The following is a 19,470-nucleotide window of genomic DNA, read 5'->3' on the forward strand; positions in this document are numbered from 1 at the left end:
ATGAAACTAAAAAGAAGCAGTGGAATTCTTTTACATATCACCTCTTTGCCCGGCAGGTTTGGGATTGGAGACCTGGGGCCCGAAGCCTACAAGTTCCTCGATTTCCTGAAAAGATCGGGTTATACCTACTGGCAAATCCTTCCGCTTAATCCTACAGACGGAATTTATCATCATTCCCCCTACAGCAGTCATTCGGCTTTTGCGGGGAATCCTTTGTTGATTAGTCCGCAGTTGCTGGAAGAAGAAGGTTATGTCAACCTGGAGGATTTCCCTGTACCTCCCGAAATGCAGGCTAAAAAAGTCATTTTTGACACCGTAGTGACGTACAAAAACCAAGTTTTTGATGCGGCTTACAGCAAATTTAAGTCGGCCGGTACAGTAGATCCCGATTTCTCTGAATTTTGTGAAACTCATGCCGACTGGCTCGAAAATTACAGTCTTTACCTCGCCCTGCGTTACAAGTACGACAAGCAAAACTGGACCGACTGGCCACCTGAACTGCGGGACAGGAAACCGGAAGCCCTGGAAAAGGCCCGAAATGAATTAAAAGATCAAATTGAGCGGGAAAAGTTTGTGCAGTTCCTGTTCTTCTCGCAATGGTCCCGTTTAATACTGGAAGCCCACAATAACGGAATCCAGATCTTTGGAGATGTACCATTTTATATAAATCATGATAGTGCCGATTGTTGGGCGAATCCTGAAATTTTTAAACTGGATGATCAAAAACAACCGACACATATTTCGGGTGTGCCGCCAGATTTGTTCAGTAAAACCGGGCAATTATGGGGAACTCCGGTTTACGACTGGAAAGTGCTCAAAGCAAACCACTACAGTTGGTGGAAAGAGCGGCTGCGCCAAAACCTGCTCCTGTTTGATGTGGTGCGAATTGATCATTTTAGGGCCTTTGCCGATTATTGGGAAGTGCCGGCAGGGGAGAAGACCGCGATAAACGGAAAATGGACAGAAACTCCTGGAATTGATTTCTTCAACCAGGTAAAAACCGAATTCCCTGACATGCCCTTTATCGCAGAAGATCTGGGATTATTAGACCAGGCGGTGTATGACCTTTTGGAGGAGTTTAATTTTCCGGGCATGAAGGTGCTGCAGTTTTCTTTTGGAGATACCAACCGGAAGAACCCATACATCCCGTATAATCACGATTTTAATAGTATAGTTTATACAGGTACCCATGATAACAACACTAGCGTGGGCTGGTTTACAGACAGCGGAAAAGAGGTGAGGGAGCATTTGGAGCGATATACAGGCCAAAAAGTCACAGAAAATAATGTTCATGAGGTGCTTTGCCGAATGGCATTACAATCGGTAGCAGCTGTGGCTATCCTGCCGTTGCAGGATATTCTTGGGCTGGGCAGCGAAGCCATAATGAACACGCCGGGTAGTACACAGGGAAACTGGTCATGGCGAATTACTTCAGAAGAGATTCCCTATAAAAGGGCAGAAGAACTTTACGAACAAAATGAATTATATGGAAGAATTTCGCAGTAAAATACGCTTCAAAAATGCCATTTTTGGAAGGAAAAATAGCGGTGCTTTTCTATCAGTAATGATTTCAGATCTTACTGAAGTTGAATGGAAAAATTGAACTGGGAATAATTAAGTACAAAGATAGTTTATACAAAAAAGGCTGTCTCAAAAGATCTTGATCGAATTTGAGACAGCCTCTACTAATAATAATCGAATCTTTACGCTGCTAAATATTTTTTGCAGGCTTCTCCACATTCTCGACATGCTTTTGCACAATCCTGGCAGTGTTGTGTTTCGTGTTGTTCACATTCTTCGGCACATTCTTTACACACCTGCTCACAGTATTTTACCAGTCCTGTGGCGTTGGCACCTTTAATGGCTAAAATATCGGCAAGCGAAGCACACGCAGAGGCACACACTTTATCTTTTCTAATACAATCAACCATTTTTTTGAGGTTGTCTTCATCAAGACAGGCATCTGCACAATAGTTGCAGTGGTTGATACAGTTTGATAACTTATTTAAAAATTCCTGATTTCTCATTGTATTGGTTTTTGGTTAAACTTAATCTTGACTTCAAGTTACCAAAATGAGCTGCTACAGGCTCCTAATTGCTGTTAAACAATATTCAACAAAGGGTTAAAAGTCATGTTTTTCACCACTTTAGAGATTTGGAACAGATACCTATACTATTATATAAATATGTCGAAATATTCAATCAGGATGATATAAAAGCTCTCAAAAAATCTTCTAAGAATATCATATCAGGCTAATTTTCCTGGTCGTAACTTCTAAAATACTCCAGCATTGCCCTACTTTCTTCTTCGCTCATATTTTGATTTGCCATAACGGCCATATTTGATTCTATGAGTAATTTTTTGGCAATGGGATCTTCTTTGATCATTTTCTCTGGCCTTAAAATCATGTTCATAATCCATTCGGGGCTGCGTCTTTCAGTCACTCCTGCAAGAGCAGGGCCAATTGATTTTTGATCCATTTTGTGGCAGGCTGTACACATATTGTTAAACAATTCTTTTCCGCGAACTGCCATAGCTTCATCTATGGTTTCGTTAAGGTTCAAATTATCTATAGGCCCAACGCCTTTGTTCTGCATATCATCTACTTCAGCAGTGGTAGAAGCTGCTTCCTGTACCACTTCTTTTTGTACTGCAGTACTTTGGTCGGTTATTTTAATTTTTTCCTTTTGTTCTTTTTCACCACAGGCATTAAGTAAAAGAGCTAAAAAGGCTAAAAAAAAGTAGAATTTTAGTTTCATAATGATAGTGGTTATGGGGTTAAGTCTTATAAATTTATAACAATATAAGATAAAAAGATAATAAGGCCTTTAAATATTGTAATGAAGAAATAAGTACCTTTGAAGTTAGGCCGAAAAGGGAAGGAGCAAAGCTATATAAAGGTAAAAAGATAAAAAACTCCTAATTAAGACCGGGAAAATATGATATGTAGGATGATTAATTTAATTTTGGCTGCTTTCCCCTGATTTTAAATTCAGATCTAATGAAACAAATTTTACAAAAATATGCTATCCAGCTCCAGTAAATATGCCGTGAATGCCGTGCTCTACCTGGCCGTTCATTCTAATGAACAAAAAAAGATAAGAGCAAAGGAAATTGCAGAAGCAATAAAGCTGCCCTCGCCTTTTCTCTCTAAATTATTGCAGTCCCTGTCCCGTGAAAATATTATTTCTTCTTCAAAAGGGCCTACCGGCGGATTTTACCTTACCGCAAAAGCTTTGAAAACTCCTTTGATAGAAGTGATTAATATTATTGATGGTACTAACCGGCTTGATGATTGTGTGCTGGGGCTAAAGAAATGCAGCTCGGAGCAACCCTGCCCTGTACATTTTTCTGTGCAGCCGCTAAAGCAGAAGTTCAGGAAAGAATTAGAAGAAGATATCAGTGTATTTGCTGCAAAAGTAAAAAGCGGGGAGGCACACTTATTTGTGTAAACCTCACCGCTCAAAAATGTCATTTTTAAAAGGTATTTATACGAAAGAAATGGTCTGCTTGGCAATTTCCAGTTCTTCGTTTGTAGGAATAACCAGGATCTTAACTTTAGATTCTTCTTTCCCAATATTCCTCATTTCTTTTGACCGAACACTGTTCTTCTCTTCATCAAGTGAGAGGCCCAGGTAATCCATATCGGTACACACAAGTTTCCTAATTACGTCGGAATTTTCTCCAATACCGGCCGTGAAAACCACTGCATCCAGCCCATTCATGGCGGCTGCATAGGCACCAATATATTTTTTAATGCGGTAAGCGTTCATTTCAAGAGCTAACTGGCACTCCTTATTTCCTTTTTCAGCCTGGTCTTCAATATCCCTGAGATCACTGTAGCCGGTAAGCCCCAGCATTCCGCTTTTGTGATGGAGCAGATCGCTGACTTCTTTCGCAGTGTAACCCAATTGTTCAATGAGGTAGAAAATCACCGACTGGTCGATATCCCCACTGCGCGTACCCATGATAAGGCCGTTCACAGGACCAAACCCTAATGTATGATCTATACTTTTTCCATCTTTTACCGCTGTCATGCTGCATCCATTACCCAAATGCACGGTAATGATCTTGGAATGATCCTTTTGAAGATATTCATTGGCTTTTTCTGAAACATACTTATGGCTGGTACCATGAAATCCGTACATCTGGATCTTTTTCTTCTCAAAAAGCTCGTTTGGAATGGCATATTTACTGGCGCAGGTTGGAATGGTTTGGTGAAAAGCTGTATCAAATACCGCCACCTGGGTAGCATGGGGAAAGATCTCTTCAGCTACCTGTATACCTTTTAGGTTTGGAGGGTTGTGAAGTGGTGCCAGTGAAAACAGCTGTTCTATTTTCTGCTTTACCTTTTCGTCTATGACCACAGTATCCGAGAAACTTGCACCTCCATGAACCACACGGTGGCCAATAGCAGGAATATCGGCAGGATCATGTATCACACCGTGGTCATTGTGCATAAGATGTTTTGTCACCTCCTTTAATGCTACAGAATGATCTTTTATCTCCATCTCTTCGGAAGTGGAAAATGCTTCAGACTTGTAATGTATTTTACCTGAAGCCTGTCCAATTCTTTCAACCAATCCAGAAGCCAGCACTTTCTCTGAAGGCATTTCGATCAATTGGAACTTTAAAGAAGAACTTCCGGAGTTTATTATCAGTATATTTTTCATTTATCTAGTAATGAGTATTTACTATTGAGAATTGAGTTTATTTTTTTACCTGTTGTAGGTGGAGTACTCAATCCTGAATTTGAAATTTTTATCTTTTAAACCTTAAACCTTATACATTTAAAGTCCTTGTGCCTGAATTGCTGTTAAAATTACTGTGTTAAAGACATCATCTACAGTACAACCACGGCTAAGGTCATTTACCGGCTGGTTAAGTCCCTGTAGCATGGGACCAATGGCCAATGCGCCTGTTTCTCTCTGTACCGCTTTATAGGTATTGTTCCCGGTGTTGAGGTCAGGGAAGATAAGCACGCTTGCCTGTCCTGCCACTTCAGATCCCGGTAATTTGCTTCGGCCTACATTAAGGTCAACTGCAGCATCATATTGTATTGGGCCTTCTATTTTAAGATCTGGTCGTTTCACCTTCACAATTTCAGTGGCTTCGCGAACCCTGTCAACATCTTCTCCTTTTCCTGAACTTCCGGAGGAGTAGGAGAGCATTGCAATTTTAGGCTCAATTCCGAAGGCTTTACTGCTTTCTGCAGAAGATATACATATTTCAGCCAGTTCTTCGGCAGTAGGATTCGGGTTTATTGCGCAATCTCCAAATACCGAAACCCGGTCTTCTAGACACATAAAGAACACCGATGACACTACCGATACCCCAGGTTTTGTTTTGATGAATTGAAGTGCTGGCCGAATGGTGTGTTGGGTGGTATGAGCCGCTCCCGAAACCATCCCGTCGGCATGCCCCTTGTAGATCATCATGGTACCAAAGTAGGAAACATCGCTCATAAGGTCGCGGGCAATATCCATATTGATGTTTTTGTGCTTACGCAGCTCGTAAAAAGTGTTTACGTAATCGTCAAAATAGTCAGATGTAGTAGGGTTAATGATATTTAGCTTATCCAGGTCTACAGGAATAGCCAGGTTCATGATCATCTTTTTGATCTCTTCCTGATCTCCAAGGATGGTAAGATCTACAATATCCATAGCTATGAGGCGGGAGGCAGCAGTAAGTATGCGCTCGTCTGTCCCTTCGGGTAATACGATGTGCTTGCGTTGCTGCTGTGCCCGTTTTACAAGGCTGTACTGGAACATGCGGGGCGTAAGGCCCTTAGCCTGAATGCCCGAGAAACGTTCAATAAGAGGATCTATATTTATGTATTTTTCAAAAGTGCTGATTGATGTCTCTATCTTCTGCGTACTGTCGGCATAGATGTTTGAATTTATAGCACCCACGCGGTTGGTCACGCTAAAGGTTCCTTCTTCTACAGAAATAATAGGCACTACCTGAGAAAGGCCTTCAATTAATTTAATAATAGAATCTTCAGGAATTAATCCTCCTGTGAGGATGATCCCCGAAATTCTCGGATAATTACTGGAAATATGGGCCTGCAGGGCTCCAAGAATAATATCGGCACGGTCACCCGGGGTGATCACCAGGCTTTCGTTTTTGAGATGTTTCAGGTAATTCCGTAGCTGCATGGCACCCACATTAAAGCTTCCCGACTGGTTGTCGAGAAACTCTTCCCCAAAAAGCACCTTTCCATCAAGGGTTTCCACGATCTCCTTTAGGGTTGGATTTGCAAGCATATCTATAAGAGGCAGGGCGAATACAGCGACATCATCTGGCAAAAATTCCCTCATGCCGTTGGTGGCAATAGTAAGGTTCTCAAGTTCAATCTTGTTACTTACCATAGCGATCACCTGCACATCCTTTTTTATGAACGTTTGGTAGGCCATTTGCAGGCTTCCCATAAGGCTTTCTTTAGTTTTGCCACGACCACTGGCGATTATAATCACCGGAAGGCCCAGGTTTTTGGCGATATTTACGTTCTCGTCAAATTCAAAAACACTGCCTTCACCCGAAAAGTCACTGCCTTCTACCAGCACAAAATCAAAGGTTTCTTCAAGTTTTTTGTACTTCCTTATAATGGTATCAATAATCTCACCCGATTTTCCTTCGTTGCGTTTTTGAATGACCTCATTCCTGGTGTAGGCATAAGAATCTTCGTACGACATGGGAAGATCAAAATATTTAAGGACGGTATCGATGTGGTTATCGAGTTTTCCCGGCTTTTCTTCATTGATTATTGGCCTAAAATAGGCTACTTTGACCGTTTTCCCTAACAGGGCCCGCATAAGGCCCAGGGAAATCAAAGATTTTCCACTGTTTGGCTCTAAAGTCGCTATATAAAGTCCTTTGTTCATAGTTTTCAAATTCTGGTGCAAAAGTAAGGTATATAAAAAAGTTTGTTTGGCGCATTGGGTTAAAAAGTCGTGAAAATCTGATGAAAATCAGTTGAAGCTGCTCATTTGATCCCTTTTTCTTCTTCGGAAAAAAGTCTGCTGAAAATGCTATTTTTAAGGAGTAAGCTTTTTAGCTGAAGTAGAATTTTTATGATTTTAAATTTATTCTTTTTCAGAATTGTATTTTTAGCTTAGGATTTACAGGTCCTAATTTTGATTCTTTGGGTTCTTTGGAGTTGTGAATTGCTTTCAGAATTGTATTTTTAGCTTAGGATTCACAGGTGACTTCAGATATAAACTCTCGCAATCCATGTTGTGAATTGCTTTCAGAATTGTATTTTTAGCTTAGGATTCACAGGATTTCGCGCTGTTAAATGTTTCGGCCATCCGTTGTGAATTGCTTTCAGAATTGTATTTTTAGCTTAGGATTCACAGGGGTGGACTTGGTTTGTATCGGAATTTTGTGGTTGTGAATTGCTTTCAGAATTGTATTTTTAGCTTAGGATTCACAGGAAACAGATCCGTGATCGCGGTTCGGTTTCCGTTGTGAATTGCTTTCAGAATTGTATTTTTAGCTTAGGATTCACAGGGGTGGACTTGGTTTGTATCGGAATTTTGTGGTTGTGAATTGCTTTCAGAATTGTATTTTTAGCTTAGGATTCACAGGCCAGTTCCAATAAGCCCTTATTTCCTTATCGTTGTGAATTGCTTTCAGAATTGTATTTTTAGCTTAGGATTCACAGGCCATTTGTTTTTTATTGTAGTATGTAGGTAGTTGTGAATTGCTTTCAGAATTGTATTTTTAGCTTAGGATTCACAGGAAAAGCAAATGTTACATTGGTAGTTCCTAAGTTGTGAATTGCTTTCAGAATTGTATTTTTAGCTTAGGATTCACAGGAGAATAGCAGATGCTATAAGAACGCATATCGTTGTGAATTGCTTTCAGAATTGTATTTTTAGCTTAGGATTCACAGGTTATTAGAAAATCAAACGTAGAACAAACTGGTTGTGAATTGCTTTCAGAATTGTATTTTTAGCTTAGGATTCACAGGAAAGCGGGCTACCACTTCATCCATGATCGAGTTGTGAATTGCTTTCAGAATTGTATTTTTAGCTTAGGATTCACAGGTGGCTGTTCTTCTACTTCCGTCTACTTCTAGTTGTGAATTGCTTTCAGAATTGTATTTTTAGCTTAGGATTCACAGGCAATAGCCCCTCTAAAAGCCGCGTCAAACTGTTGTGAATTGCTTTCAGAATTGTATTTTTAGCTTAGGATTCACAGGATCTGCGAAGCTGAAAAAGCTTTCAGTTGTGTTGTGAATTGCTTTCAGAATTGTATTTTTAGCTTAGGATTCACAGGCAATAGGTCGAAGAAAGTTAACTGTTTCAGTTGTGAATTGCTTTCAGAATTGTATTTTTAGCTTAGGATTCACAGGGAATGGTTTTTAAGGTTTGGGTTTGAGCCAGTTGTGAATTGCTTTCAGAATTGTATTTTTAGCTTAGGATTCACAGGGAATTTATAAGAGGTGTTTTTAAATGCTTTGTTGTGAATTGCTTTCAGAATTGTATTTTTAGCTTAGGATTCACAGGAATTACTACTATAACAACCTTAATCGAAGGGTTGTGAATTGCTTTCAGAATTGTATTTTTAGCTTAGGATTCACAGGAGGAATACAGGAATTTCAAGCACAAGGATAGTTGTGAATTGCTTTCAGAATTGTATTTTTAGCTTAGGATTCACAGGCCATTGCATTTTCTTTTCAATAAAGGATAGTTGTGAATTGCTTTCAGAATTGTATTTTTAGCTTAGGATTCACAGGAGATTAATAGGAAGCGTTTCTCATTACTACGTTGTGAATTGCTTTCAGAATTGTATTTTTAGCTTAGGATTCACAGGCAGTTTTTATAAATAAGCCATCGGATTTAGTTGTGAATTGCTTTCAGAATTGTATTTTTAGCTTAGGATTCACAGGACCACTGACAATATTGAAAGGTTCGGGGGAGTTGTGAATTGCTTTCAGAATTGTATTTTTAGCTTAGGATTCACAGGATACCCGCTATAAAAAGCTGGTATTCTGTATCTTAAGTCTTTTATTAGGATTAAAAAATGACGGATAAAATTGAGGGTATGACTCCGATCGACCTGATATTTTTATTTGTAAAAGATGTTAGAATAGTTCCAATTGCTGGACAGGTTGTTCTGTTTCAGTCTCTTTTTGGCCATGAAAAAGCTCAATCATCCCAAATTGCTTGTCGGTCACCTGCATAATTCCAACCTTTCCTTTTTTTGGCAAATTGTTCTTGGTACGTTTAATATGTACTTCCGCATTCTCACGACTTGGACAAAACCTGGTATAGATGGAAAACTGGAACATGCCAAAGCCATCATCCAATAAATTTTTCCGAAAACGCGTGGCAGCCTTTCGTTCTGTCCGGGTTTCTGTTGGCAGGTCAAAAAATACAAGTACCCACATACTTCTGTATTGGTGGCTATTTCGGTTCGAATTGTGCCAGTGATTTCGGTCGGTTAGTGCCAGGTATTTCGGTTTGAATTGTGCCACTTTTTGGCAATACTGAAAGTCATAACGGCTCAAATTGTGCCAGTCGTATCGGTTCGTTTTGTGCCACTTTGAAAGATCAAGTAATATCTTGTTGCAAAACTGTAATAAGATATGGCCAACACCCTTGATCCGATGGACTTAAAACAAATTATTACCTTGAGCCTGGATGGTTTTAGCAATCGTAAGATAGCTACCACTCTAGGCATCTCCCGCAACACGGTCAACAGCTATATGAAATTTTTCACGGCCAGTGACTATTCATTTAAAGAACTACTTTCCTTTGACAATGCACGTCTGAGTGCGCTTTTTCCTTCACATACTACTATTGATAATGAGCGGCATGATGAACTGATGCTATATTTTGAGGGGGTCAATAAGGCCCGGAATCATCCTGGGTTTACTTTTCTGTACCATTATCAGGAATATGCGCAGCAGGCTTCCCAGCCGTACAGCTATACGCAGTTTATGGAGCATTATCGGCGTAAATATGCCAAGGTCAAAGGTTCCATGAAACTCGAACATGAAGCCGGTAATGAAATGTACATTGACTATGCGGGTAAAAAATTACATGTCGTTAATAAAGAAACCGGAGAAGTCATTCCTGTAGAGGTATTTATAGCAATTCTTCCCAACAGCCAGTATACTTACGTAGAGGCTAGCTTAAGCCAAAAACGGGAGGATCTTATTACTTCTTGTGGTAATGCATTACAGTTTTATGGAGGTGTTCCAAAAGCCATAGTCTCAGACAACTTAAAATCTGCAGTGACCAGAGCCAGCAAATATGAGCCGGAGATCAATCGGAGCTTTAAAGATTTTGCTCGCCATTATAACTGTGTGATCAATCCCACCCGCAGTTATGCACCGCAGGATAAAGCTCTGGTGGAGAATGCAGTGCATCTTGTTTATCAGCGTATTTACTATCCCCTGCGGGAGATGACCTTCTTCTCTTTACAGGATCTAAACCGGGAGATAAAGCGCTTACTTGTTGGCTATAATAATCTACTGTTCCAGCGAAAGGAAGCCAGCCGTAGAGAACTGTTTCAATCAGTAGAACGTGAGTACTTAAAACCCCTGCCAACATCTGCCTATGAAATCAAAGACTATAAACGGGCAAAGGTGCAAAAGATGGGATATGTATACTTCTCTCCAGATAAAAGCTACTACAGTGTTCCCTACCGCTACATCGGTAAAAAGACCCTGATCCATTATACCAAAACTGTGGTCGAGGTTTATTACAATCACGTTCGAATAGCCCTGCATCATCGAAATCCAAGTAAAGGAAGCTACAATACAAATACAGATCATTTAAGTAGCACCCATAAAGGTTATACCTCCTGGAGTCCTGAATACTTTAAAAACAAAGCCGCTCCTCACGGAGCTCACGTAGTGAATTGTGTAGAAAAGATACTTGCTGACAGTGAGTATCCTGAAACAGGCTATAAGCGGGTGATGGGCCTTATCCAGCTCCATAAGTCTTACGGTTCTAAAAGACTTGATAATGCTTGTAAAAGAGCTTTACAGGCAGATGCGACTTCTTATATGCGTATCAAGAATATCCTAAAGAACAACCTTGACCAAAGCTCTCTTTTTTATCAGGATCTTGAAGAAGATAAAACTCATATCCCATCCCATCAAAACATCAGAGGTGCCGCTGCTTATCAATAAATCATTTTAATCCAGAAATATGAATAACAATCAGACTATTGAAAAATTAAAACAAATGCGACTGGGGGCTATGGCTCAGCTACACCTTCAGCATGTAAAGAACAACCAATTAAACGATATCACTGCCGATGAATATCTGGCACTACTCACAGACCATGAGTGGGAGGATCGCCAGAACCGGAAGATAGATCGTCTTTTTAAACAGGCAAACTTTAGGCAGAAAGCAAGTCTTGCTGAAGTGAACTATTCTTCCAATCGTAACCTCGACAAGAACATGTTTGTTCGTCTGGGATCCCTGGATTTTATAGCTAAAAAGGAAAACCTTATACTGACCGGTGCCTCCGGAGTAGGCAAAAGTTATTTAGCACAGGCCTTAGGTCATCAGGCCTGCATGATGGAATATAAAACCATCTACTCAAACACTGCCCGTCTATTTAAGAAGTTAAAACTCAGTAAAATTGATGGAACCTATCTCAAAGAATTAAATAAACTACTTAAAGCAGATCTGCTCATCCTTGATGATTTTGGACTTCAAGCCTTCGACAATCATGCAAGAGAGACCTTAATGGATATAATCGATGACCGATACAATAAAACATCTACCATATTATCCTCTCAAATACCGGTATCTGCATGGTACGATATTATAGGGGAAGGAACTATTGCTGATGCAATCCTGGACAGGATAGTAAACTCCTCACATAGGATAGATCTCAAAGGAGAATCATTAAGAAAAGGAGTTCTGAAAAACGAGTAACATTAATTTTTTATATAATTGCATGATCTTTTAAAGTGGCACTGTTTGAACCGAAATCAGTGGCACGGTCCTTCCGAAATAGCCAATTGGTTTAAACGTGAAAAACGGTCTTCCATAGCATTATTGTCAGATCGAGCGGAGTCGGGATCTATTCATAAACCGGATATAAAATTTTCCGGCTCATACCCGCAAAACATTCCTGCAGCGAATTGGTAGTTCGGCTCATAGCTACCATGAGCGGACTCACCTTATCATCAATTACGACATCTATAGCCGGTATTTTTAAAAGTTCAGCTTTCAAACAGGTATTCAGCTTGTCCAATTTTTCCCCGCTTTCCACTATTTCATATACCAGTTCATCTACATATATGCGATAGGGTTCCATAATATCATCGGCCAGGCAGAATGCATTGTATTTGTTTCGGTGAAAAATCCCCACGCCCGGAAGCATCCCACTGCCAATTAAAGCTCTGGCTGTTAAAGCACGCAGAATGGCGTAGCCATAATTAAGCAGGTTATTAGGGGGAATGCCTTTTTGGTATCGGCTAAATCCTTTAACATCAAAAATGTTTTGCCAGTAAAAAGCCGCGGCAATGGCTTCATGATTTTCGGTATCGCCGCTTTTGACTTCTGTAGCCCAACGCTCCAGTTTTTTATGCTCTTTGCCCCTCCTGAAAAGATGATTTGCCTGATTGCTAATTTTGGCACTTACTGTTTGTTGCCATAAATTTTTCTTTAGCGGTAAGCTGGCATTTAATTGATTTCTAAACCGCTCCGTTTGTTCTGTATGCCCCACCAGGGGCTGTAAAATAGAGCAGGGGAGATGTTGCTTGTCACAGTTCACCACTGCGGCTTTATTTTGGATCAGCTTTGTTATTAAACCGTTGGTTAAAGTGATCTGTGGGTTTTCCAGGACCAACATTCCTATGTCCTCGATTGGTACCCGCTTTTCTTCCTTTTCCTCTTCTGGAAAAGAAACCACCAGCTGCTCATTTTTGGTGCTTAAGTAAGCCGGATTGGCGAAAAAGAGGGTGCGTTTGATCATATTACTGTTTTAATATTCGCCAACTTGTACAATTTCTCCAAGATGATTAATTCGAACCTTCACGATTCCCTGTAAATGTTTTTCACTCTGATGAAACTGATAGGTTATTCCTAATAATTGCTTTTTATTTTTAAAAGTATCTCCATTTATTGCCTCTGTTTCTAAATGATGTGCAAATATGTAGTACTTAGAGCTTATACTTTGAACCCGAAATAAATTTTTACTAATCACAATTTGATTTTCTATATCAAAAAAATCAATTTCGTTTGGGTCAAATTCCTCTGAAGGAAAAACAAACATTTCATTTTGTTTCAGAGTGAATTTTAATTTCCAGCCTTTTTGGTTATAATACTTGATAACATCCTCCCCTTGATTTTTTCTTATTACGGCTTCATAAAAGGAAACTGCACCTTCTTCTAATTCTCCTAGTGGACCTTCATAAATTGCTATATGATGATTATTTCCCAATTCGACATAATCCACAGGAATAGTATCTCCATTTTCATCTAATATTTCTTTTCCTAAATGATCTTTGGCATTGTGTAATGATTGAGCCTTTCTTATTCCTGTGATTGTAACTCTTTTTAATGGAATGCCCTTTTTCTCATTCAACCAAATCGGATTATCATCTAAATTGGAAAAAGCTTCTTTGGTTTTTCCTCCAAAGTCTTCCAGACGCTTCTGAAGGATTTTTCTAATTCCAACATCTACTACTTTATTTATTTTTAAATCTGGAGTAATATTTTTTCTAATTGTAAATCGGTTAGAAAAAGTCACTGTATTTACCTTCTCAGGTAAAGTAGCTCCTTTGTCATTTAATTTTATCGGATTCTTCGCCAGGCTATTCTTCCCTGTAAATGCTTTTTTAGGATCATTATCAAATTCTTCTAACCTCTTTAAGAGTGCCTCTCGATATTTCTTTTTAGCAACGGTATTTATTTTCTCCTTGTCAAATGTTCCTCCAACCTTTTCAAGTTTGGTGGTGTATTCTTTGGAACTTCCGTAGATAGTTTCTTTATGCAATTGCCCCCTTGGAGTAAGTTCGGCCTTGATTTTAAAATTTCCCTTACCCTTTTCTTTTATCTTATTCTTGTTCTTGGTGACGACTTTATTCTTTGCTTTATGAGAGATTAATATTGATTCCAGATGCTTTTTTGCCTCCTGCCGAATATTATTAAATGGTTTTACGAATTTTCGGCCGCCTTCCTTATCTCGATATGTATATTTTTCCTTAATCCCATAAAACTCACCACCTTTATCGCTATTCCCGCTCATATTATTGAGATATTGAATATAGGCTGGTTTTGTAAAAGCTACAGTTATGGCATCCATAGCATGATGCCGATGATCGTTCCTTTTGGTCCAATCTGTGATTCGGTTTAATTCTTTGCCATGTCTGTTTTCCACAGTATAAGTAAGTCCCTGAGCTTTGTATTTTTCAAAATTCAATTCCTTAAGAACATCCACCAGTTCCCAGTCTTCCCTTAATTTAGAAGTTATAGTTCCTGAAGTTAAATTTACTTTCCTTGTAATATTTAAAAGAATTTGAGCAGATTGGCGGGCGATATATGCAGAATTACCTAAATCCCGGTTTAGGAAACCTTCGGGAATTTCAGCTTTTGTCATTAAAAGCTTCTTACGGTTCATATATTTAATATCTCCAGCGGAATAAACATCCTCCACACGTTTTTTGAAATCTTCCAACCAGCCTTTACGCTCACAATAATCCAATGCCGTTTCATTTCCTTTTTCAAGATTTACATCGCGCAATTCAAGGGTTTTGTTTGAATAGGAATCATCAAAAAGAAAGGATTGCGGTATAATATGCTCTACATCAAATTTATTGGTAAAAAGTTCTTCAGGTTTTATATAAGTTCCAGAATAAAGTGTTTTATAGCCGGTTGCTTTTAATTCTTTGTAAAGCCTGTATTTTATTAAATCCTTTCGACTAACATAGGTTAAACCAAATTCCTTTTTAAGAAGCTCTCTAATTTCCTGATAATCTTTTGTGACCTTAGCTATTTGATTGGTCATTTCACTACGCTGTTGAGCTGTTTTCTTTAGTTCCCTGGCCAATTCAATCCTTATTTCATCCGGTCTTCCTAATTCGGGATCTTTAATAATGGCATTAACCACATTGATCATCTGGTTAAGGATTTTCTCTACCACGGGATTTCTTAAACTATTCTTCTTGAGAATTTCAAGTTCTTCTTTCAGCTCCCTGTACTCATTTTCTGCTTTGGTTATGGAATTGGAATGATTATATCCAGCACGTGAACAGGCTTCATCATATGTAAAACCCTCTTGCAAATAGGGAATGATTTTTCGCATTGCCCTAGCACTAAGACTGCCGTAGTCTTTAGGAAAGGATATTCCAGCTAACAAGCGCGCATGTTCTTCTTTAAAACCAAATTTATCCTGTAATTTTTGAAGTAAACTGGCCGTTCCAGTAGGAGAATTATCATCTTCATAAGAATACAGCAAATGCCATAATTCATATGATGGTTGTTGGGCAAAATCATCACCTTTTAAGTCAATTTTAAAATCGAGAATATTAGGATTTATGCCGATGGTTTTAAAACATTCTTTTAATGCTAAAAGGTTATCCTCTGCAGGAAGTTTACCGAAAATTACTTTCTCGTAACCTTCACTCTCTAAAATCTTATTGTAAGCTTCCAGTAACTCTGCATTCGTTCTGTTTCCCTCCAAATGCTTAAAATTGAGTTTCCATTCTTTAGGATTATCCTCCGAATCCTTGAAAAGCCATTCAAGAAATATCTTATCGGTCATTTGTTTGACCCAATTCAATTCTTTGAAAAGTTCTTTTTTGGTTTCCTCTTCAAGTTCATAAACAACAGTTTCATTATTACGCTTGCTTACTCGAATAGCATTAATATTCTGCCAGATTTTAAATTGCTGAAAGACGGGAGAGGATTTTGGAGCAACTCTTGGCCCTACTAATTTTTTCTTTTTTTCACCATCAATAGTTACTATTCGCTCAATTCCTTCAAATTCACAGATATTAATAAGACCTTTTTGTGACTTTAATCGCCGCTGGTAGAAAATTGTAATGTCCCTTAATTGTTCCCGAATTTCCGTTGTCAGCTCTTTATAATGTTTTGCCTGTTCTTTCCAGATAGCATCAAATTCATGAATATAATCCTGTCTGTAAAAAACCTGATTTCTTAAAGAAGCATGAGGATCTTCTTTCAGCTGGTTGTATAAATACTGTCCTACGGTTAGATTGTTAAAAAATAATTCTTTGCTACGGTCACTAATAGCACCCAGGTAACCACTGGATTGATTTATTTGATTATTTATCTCAGTAAGAACAAATGTAACTTCAGCAAGTTCCAGTTTTTCTTTAATGGCTTTTTGCCGCCATTCATATGGTTGGAGCTTTTTGTCTGCACCTTTATTTTCAGCACGTTCCAGGCCCATTGTCTTTTCGAAGTATTTAATCGTATCTCCTTTATTTTTTCCATAGAGATTTTCCTGATGCTCTGTAGTTAAACTCTCAGGATAATACTGTTTTTGAAATTCCCATATGGTGTCAAACTCTGCTTGTAAATCAGATCGATAATAAGCTGGAAGGGTTTTTTTACCATCCTTTAAAAGTTGGAAAGATAATTGTCCCGGGGTGAGATTCTCATTATATAGCTTTTTTGCAATAGCCATTCCATCAATTAATTGTCCTTCTTCCTCATTATTGGCTTTACGACTGCTTTTGTACCCTCTTTTTTTATTGATCATTAAAAGAACCCTCGCAAATTCCTCTTTGGAAATCTTTTCATTTGGTGCTTTGGCTCTGGCCGCATAGGTAGAAAAAGTTGAATTCTCATTCACTTCAGCCAGATTTGTAGTTTCAGATATAAAGCTAATTTCCTTGAGGATATCTACAACAGCATTTCTACGCATTTTATAGCGGTCCAGGTTTCTGCGCATCCCCCTTTTCAGTGTCCTATCCGCATTAATAGTAATACTCTGTCCTTTTTCAAAGCTGATCTGTTCATCGGTTGAGAGAGGAACAACCCTCACTCCGGTTTTAATTATAGATGAAGTTTCTTTTTCACTTTCTGCTTCATTCACTAAAGCCCAGCCGATAGAGGTTGTTCCCAAATCCAACCCTAATATTTTTTTCATATAAATATTTGTTCTATATTCGTTTTACAATTTTGAAGCAATTCACAATAAGGATTATTCCGTTGTGAAAACATTTAAAGCGGCCTTTGCGGGTCGCTTTTTCTTTTTTATATTTTTCGTAGTAGAAATACAAAAAGAATAACTGTCACTCAGGCTTGTAGGGAAGAAATTTGAATGACTTTACATATTTACTAAAATTTTCTTAATATTCCTATGATTATTTCTTCGTGATATTATGAAAGACCTTTTTTCCTCTCATTCTCAAAATTATTCCCGATACCGGCCGGGATATCCTGCAGAACTCTACAACTTTCTTCGGAAGCTTTGCCGCGAAAAGGGTCGGGCCTGGGATTGTGGTACGGGCAACGGACAGGTGGCGGGAGAGCTGGCTGCTTTTTTTGAACAGGTTTATGCCACCGATATTAGTATCAATCAATTGTCTCAGGCGGTGCAAAGACCCAATATTCATTACACCAAACAGGCTGCAGAAAATACCATTTTTCCCGATGCGCACTTTGATCTGGTGACGGTGGGGCAGGCAGTGCATTGGTTTGATTTTGAAAAGTTCAATGCCGAAGTGAAACGGGTGCTAAAAAAGGATGCGGTAATTGCCATTTTTGGATATGCCCTCTTCAGGAGTAACGCCGAAACAGATAAGATCATCCGGCATTTTTATAATGACATTATCGGACCTTTCTGGGCACCTGAACGAAGATTCCTGGAAGAAAAATACCTTAAAATACCGTTTCCGTTTCAGGAAATTGAAGCGCCTAAGATTGAAATGAAGCAAAACTGGAGTTTTGAGAGGTTAATTGGCTATCTCAACACCTGGTCGGCCGTTAAGGCTTATGAAAAGGAGCATCAGAAAAATCCGGTGGAGCTTGTGAAGGAAGAGCTTCAGAAGAGTTTTGGGGAAGTGGGGGAAGTGAATTTTCCAATACTGCTTCGGGTGGGGCGAAATACCTGAAAAACTTCCGAAGTAATCTTTAAAACCAACTTAAAATAAGGTGTCAAAAATGCCATTTTTGAAAGGGATTTTGATGTTGAAATCTTCCGAAGATATCAGATGGATTTGAGCGGCTTAAAATTCCATTTCATATACCTATATTTGCACCCGCCAAAAAGAGCATCAAACAATATTATATGAAAGCCGGAATTGTAGGACTACCCAACGTTGGAAAATCAACTTTATTCAATTGCCTCTCAAATGCCAAAGCCCAGAGTGCCAATTTTCCTTTTTGTACCATTGAGCCAAATATTGGTGTGGTGAACGTGCCAGACAGGCGCCTGGAGAAACTTGAATCTCTGGTGAATCCGGAGCGGGTGCTTCCGGCAACGGTTGAAATCGTTGATATTGCTGGTCTTGTAAAAGGAGCGAGCAAAGGAGAAGGCTTAGGAAATCAATTTCTTGGCAATATCCGCGAGACCGATGCTATTCTTCACGTATTACGTTGTTTTGATAATGAAAATATTGTTCACGTTGATGGTAATATCAATCCGGTGAGAGATAAGGAAACCATTGATATGGAACTGCAGCTCAAGGATCTTGAAACAGCCGATAAAAAGCTGGAAAAGGTAAAACGTGCGGCTAAAACCGGAAATAAAGAAGCTCAAAAAGAAGAGGCTGCGCTTTTAAAAGTGAAACATGCTTTGGAAGCCGGGCAATCGGTTAGGGCTGTAGATCTTACAGAAGAAGAAAGAGCAGAATTTATAAGGCCTTTGCAGTTCATTACCGATAAACCCGTGATGTACGTGTGCAATGTGAATGAAACTGATGCGGTTTCGGGGAATGAATATGTAGATAAGGTAAAAGAGGCTGTGAAAGGGGAAGGTGCCGAAGTACTGGTACTTGCCGTGGGTACAGAAGCAGATATTACCGAACTTGAAGATTACGAAGAACGCCAGATGTTCTTACAGGATATTGGGCTTGACGAGCCGGGATCGGCCAAGTTAATTCGCGGCGCTTATAAACTTCTGAATTTGCAAACCTATTTTACAGCTGGTGTAAAAGAAGTGAGAGCCTGGACTATACCTGTTGGATCTACCGCGCCACAGGCAGCCGGGGTGATTCACACCGACTTCGAAAAAGGCTTTATTCGGGCTGAAGTTATTGCTTATGATGACTATGTAAGTTTTGGCAGCGAAGCAAAAGTGAAAGAAGCCGGGAAAATGCGGGTAGAAGGGAAGGAATACATCGTAAAAGACGGGGACGTGATGCATTTTAGGTTCAACGTTTAGTTAGTCGATAGTCTATAGTCGGTAGACGGTAGACTATAGAAAATATTAGACCTCACAGGTTTTGGAAACCTGTGAGGTCATTTTAGTAATGGAAGATTTTACAGGAAAAACACCTATCAAAAATGTCATTTTTGACA

General features: G+C 39.1%; 13 protein-coding genes and 1 CRISPR repeat array. Of the genes, 6 read left to right on the plus strand and 7 right to left on the minus strand.

Going from position 1 to position 19,470, the window contains the following annotated elements:
- Positions 1 to 1,506 (plus strand): 4-alpha-glucanotransferase, encoded by a 1,506-nt coding sequence (gene malQ, locus V5739_RS15575; protein ID WP_423818929.1) that lies wholly within the window; start codon positions 1 to 3, stop codon positions 1,504 to 1,506.
- Positions 1,507 to 1,703: 197 nt separating this feature from the next.
- Here the strand turns inward: malQ and V5739_RS15580 are convergent, their stop codons facing one another.
- Positions 1,704 to 2,027, minus strand: coding sequence for a four-helix bundle copper-binding protein (locus V5739_RS15580; protein WP_423818930.1), 324 nt, complete (start codon positions 2,025 to 2,027; stop codon positions 1,704 to 1,706).
- 226 nt (positions 2,028 to 2,253) lie between these two features.
- Positions 2,254 to 2,760 carry a c-type cytochrome gene (locus V5739_RS15585; RefSeq protein ID WP_266068625.1) on the minus strand — a complete coding sequence of 169 codons (507 nt, stop codon included), beginning with the start codon at positions 2,758 to 2,760 and terminating at the stop codon, positions 2,254 to 2,256.
- A 264-nt stretch (positions 2,761 to 3,024) separates the two neighbouring features.
- Between V5739_RS15585 and V5739_RS15590 the strand changes: the two genes are divergently transcribed.
- Positions 3,025 to 3,453 carry an RrF2 family transcriptional regulator gene (locus V5739_RS15590; RefSeq protein ID WP_266068626.1) on the plus strand — a complete coding sequence of 143 codons (429 nt, stop codon included), beginning with the start codon at positions 3,025 to 3,027 and terminating at the stop codon, positions 3,451 to 3,453.
- A gap of 36 nt (positions 3,454 to 3,489) precedes the next feature.
- Here the strand turns inward: V5739_RS15590 and V5739_RS15595 are convergent, their stop codons facing one another.
- From V5739_RS15595 to cas2, 3 genes are all read right to left on the minus strand, one after another.
- Entirely contained in the window at positions 3,490 to 4,674 is a 1,185-nt protein-coding gene (locus V5739_RS15595) for an acetate/propionate family kinase (RefSeq protein ID WP_266068627.1), read from the minus strand.
- 117 nt (positions 4,675 to 4,791) lie between these two features.
- A complete protein-coding gene (gene pta, locus V5739_RS15600; protein ID WP_266068628.1) occupies positions 4,792 to 6,885 on the minus strand; it encodes a phosphate acetyltransferase in 2,094 nt (697 codons plus the stop codon).
- 274 nt (positions 6,886 to 7,159) lie between these two features.
- Positions 7,160 to 8,974: a CRISPR direct-repeat array (repeat unit 47 nt; unit sequence GTTGTGAATTGCTTTCAGAATTGTATTTTTAGCTTAGGATTCACAGG).
- A 118-nt stretch (positions 8,975 to 9,092) separates the two neighbouring features.
- Positions 9,093 to 9,398: a CRISPR-associated endonuclease Cas2 gene (cas2, locus tag V5739_RS15605; protein WP_423820500.1), complete on the minus strand. Its 306-nt coding sequence runs from the start codon at positions 9,396 to 9,398 to the stop codon at positions 9,093 to 9,095.
- A 198-nt stretch (positions 9,399 to 9,596) separates the two neighbouring features.
- On the opposite strand from cas2, the gene istA reads away from it, so the two are divergent.
- Both istA and istB read left to right on the plus strand, forming a co-directional pair.
- On the plus strand, positions 9,597 to 11,150 hold the full coding sequence (gene istA, locus V5739_RS15610; RefSeq protein ID WP_423818527.1) for an IS21 family transposase: 1,554 nt from the start codon (positions 9,597 to 9,599) through the stop codon (positions 11,148 to 11,150).
- A 19-nt stretch (positions 11,151 to 11,169) separates the two neighbouring features.
- Positions 11,170 to 11,907, plus strand: coding sequence for an IS21-like element helper ATPase IstB (gene istB, locus V5739_RS15615; RefSeq protein WP_345597689.1), 738 nt, complete (start codon positions 11,170 to 11,172; stop codon positions 11,905 to 11,907).
- A 148-nt stretch (positions 11,908 to 12,055) separates the two neighbouring features.
- On the opposite strand, the gene cas1 is transcribed toward istB, so the two are convergent.
- On the minus strand, positions 12,056 to 12,952 hold the full coding sequence (gene cas1 / locus V5739_RS15620) for a type II CRISPR-associated endonuclease Cas1 (RefSeq protein ID WP_423818931.1): 897 nt from the start codon (positions 12,950 to 12,952) through the stop codon (positions 12,056 to 12,058).
- A 9-nt stretch (positions 12,953 to 12,961) separates the two neighbouring features.
- Complete coding sequence (cas9, locus tag V5739_RS15625; protein ID WP_423818932.1) at positions 12,962 to 17,095, minus strand: type II CRISPR RNA-guided endonuclease Cas9; 4,134 nt, start codon at positions 17,093 to 17,095, stop codon at positions 12,962 to 12,964.
- Between the two features lie 235 nt (positions 17,096 to 17,330).
- On the opposite strand from cas9, the gene V5739_RS15630 reads away from it, so the two are divergent.
- Positions 17,331 to 18,062, plus strand: coding sequence for a class I SAM-dependent methyltransferase (locus V5739_RS15630; protein WP_423818933.1), 732 nt, complete (start codon positions 17,331 to 17,333; stop codon positions 18,060 to 18,062).
- Positions 18,063 to 18,238: 176 nt separating this feature from the next.
- Positions 18,239 to 19,333 carry a redox-regulated ATPase YchF gene (gene ychF, locus V5739_RS15635; RefSeq protein ID WP_266068633.1) on the plus strand — a complete coding sequence of 365 codons (1,095 nt, stop codon included), beginning with the start codon at positions 18,239 to 18,241 and terminating at the stop codon, positions 19,331 to 19,333.
- Positions 19,334 to 19,470: the final 137 nt, after the last annotated feature.

Source organism: Salinimicrobium sp. TIG7-5_MAKvit, assembly GCF_049569215.1.
Lineage (GTDB): Bacteria > Bacteroidota > Bacteroidia > Flavobacteriales > Flavobacteriaceae > Salinimicrobium > Salinimicrobium profundisediminis.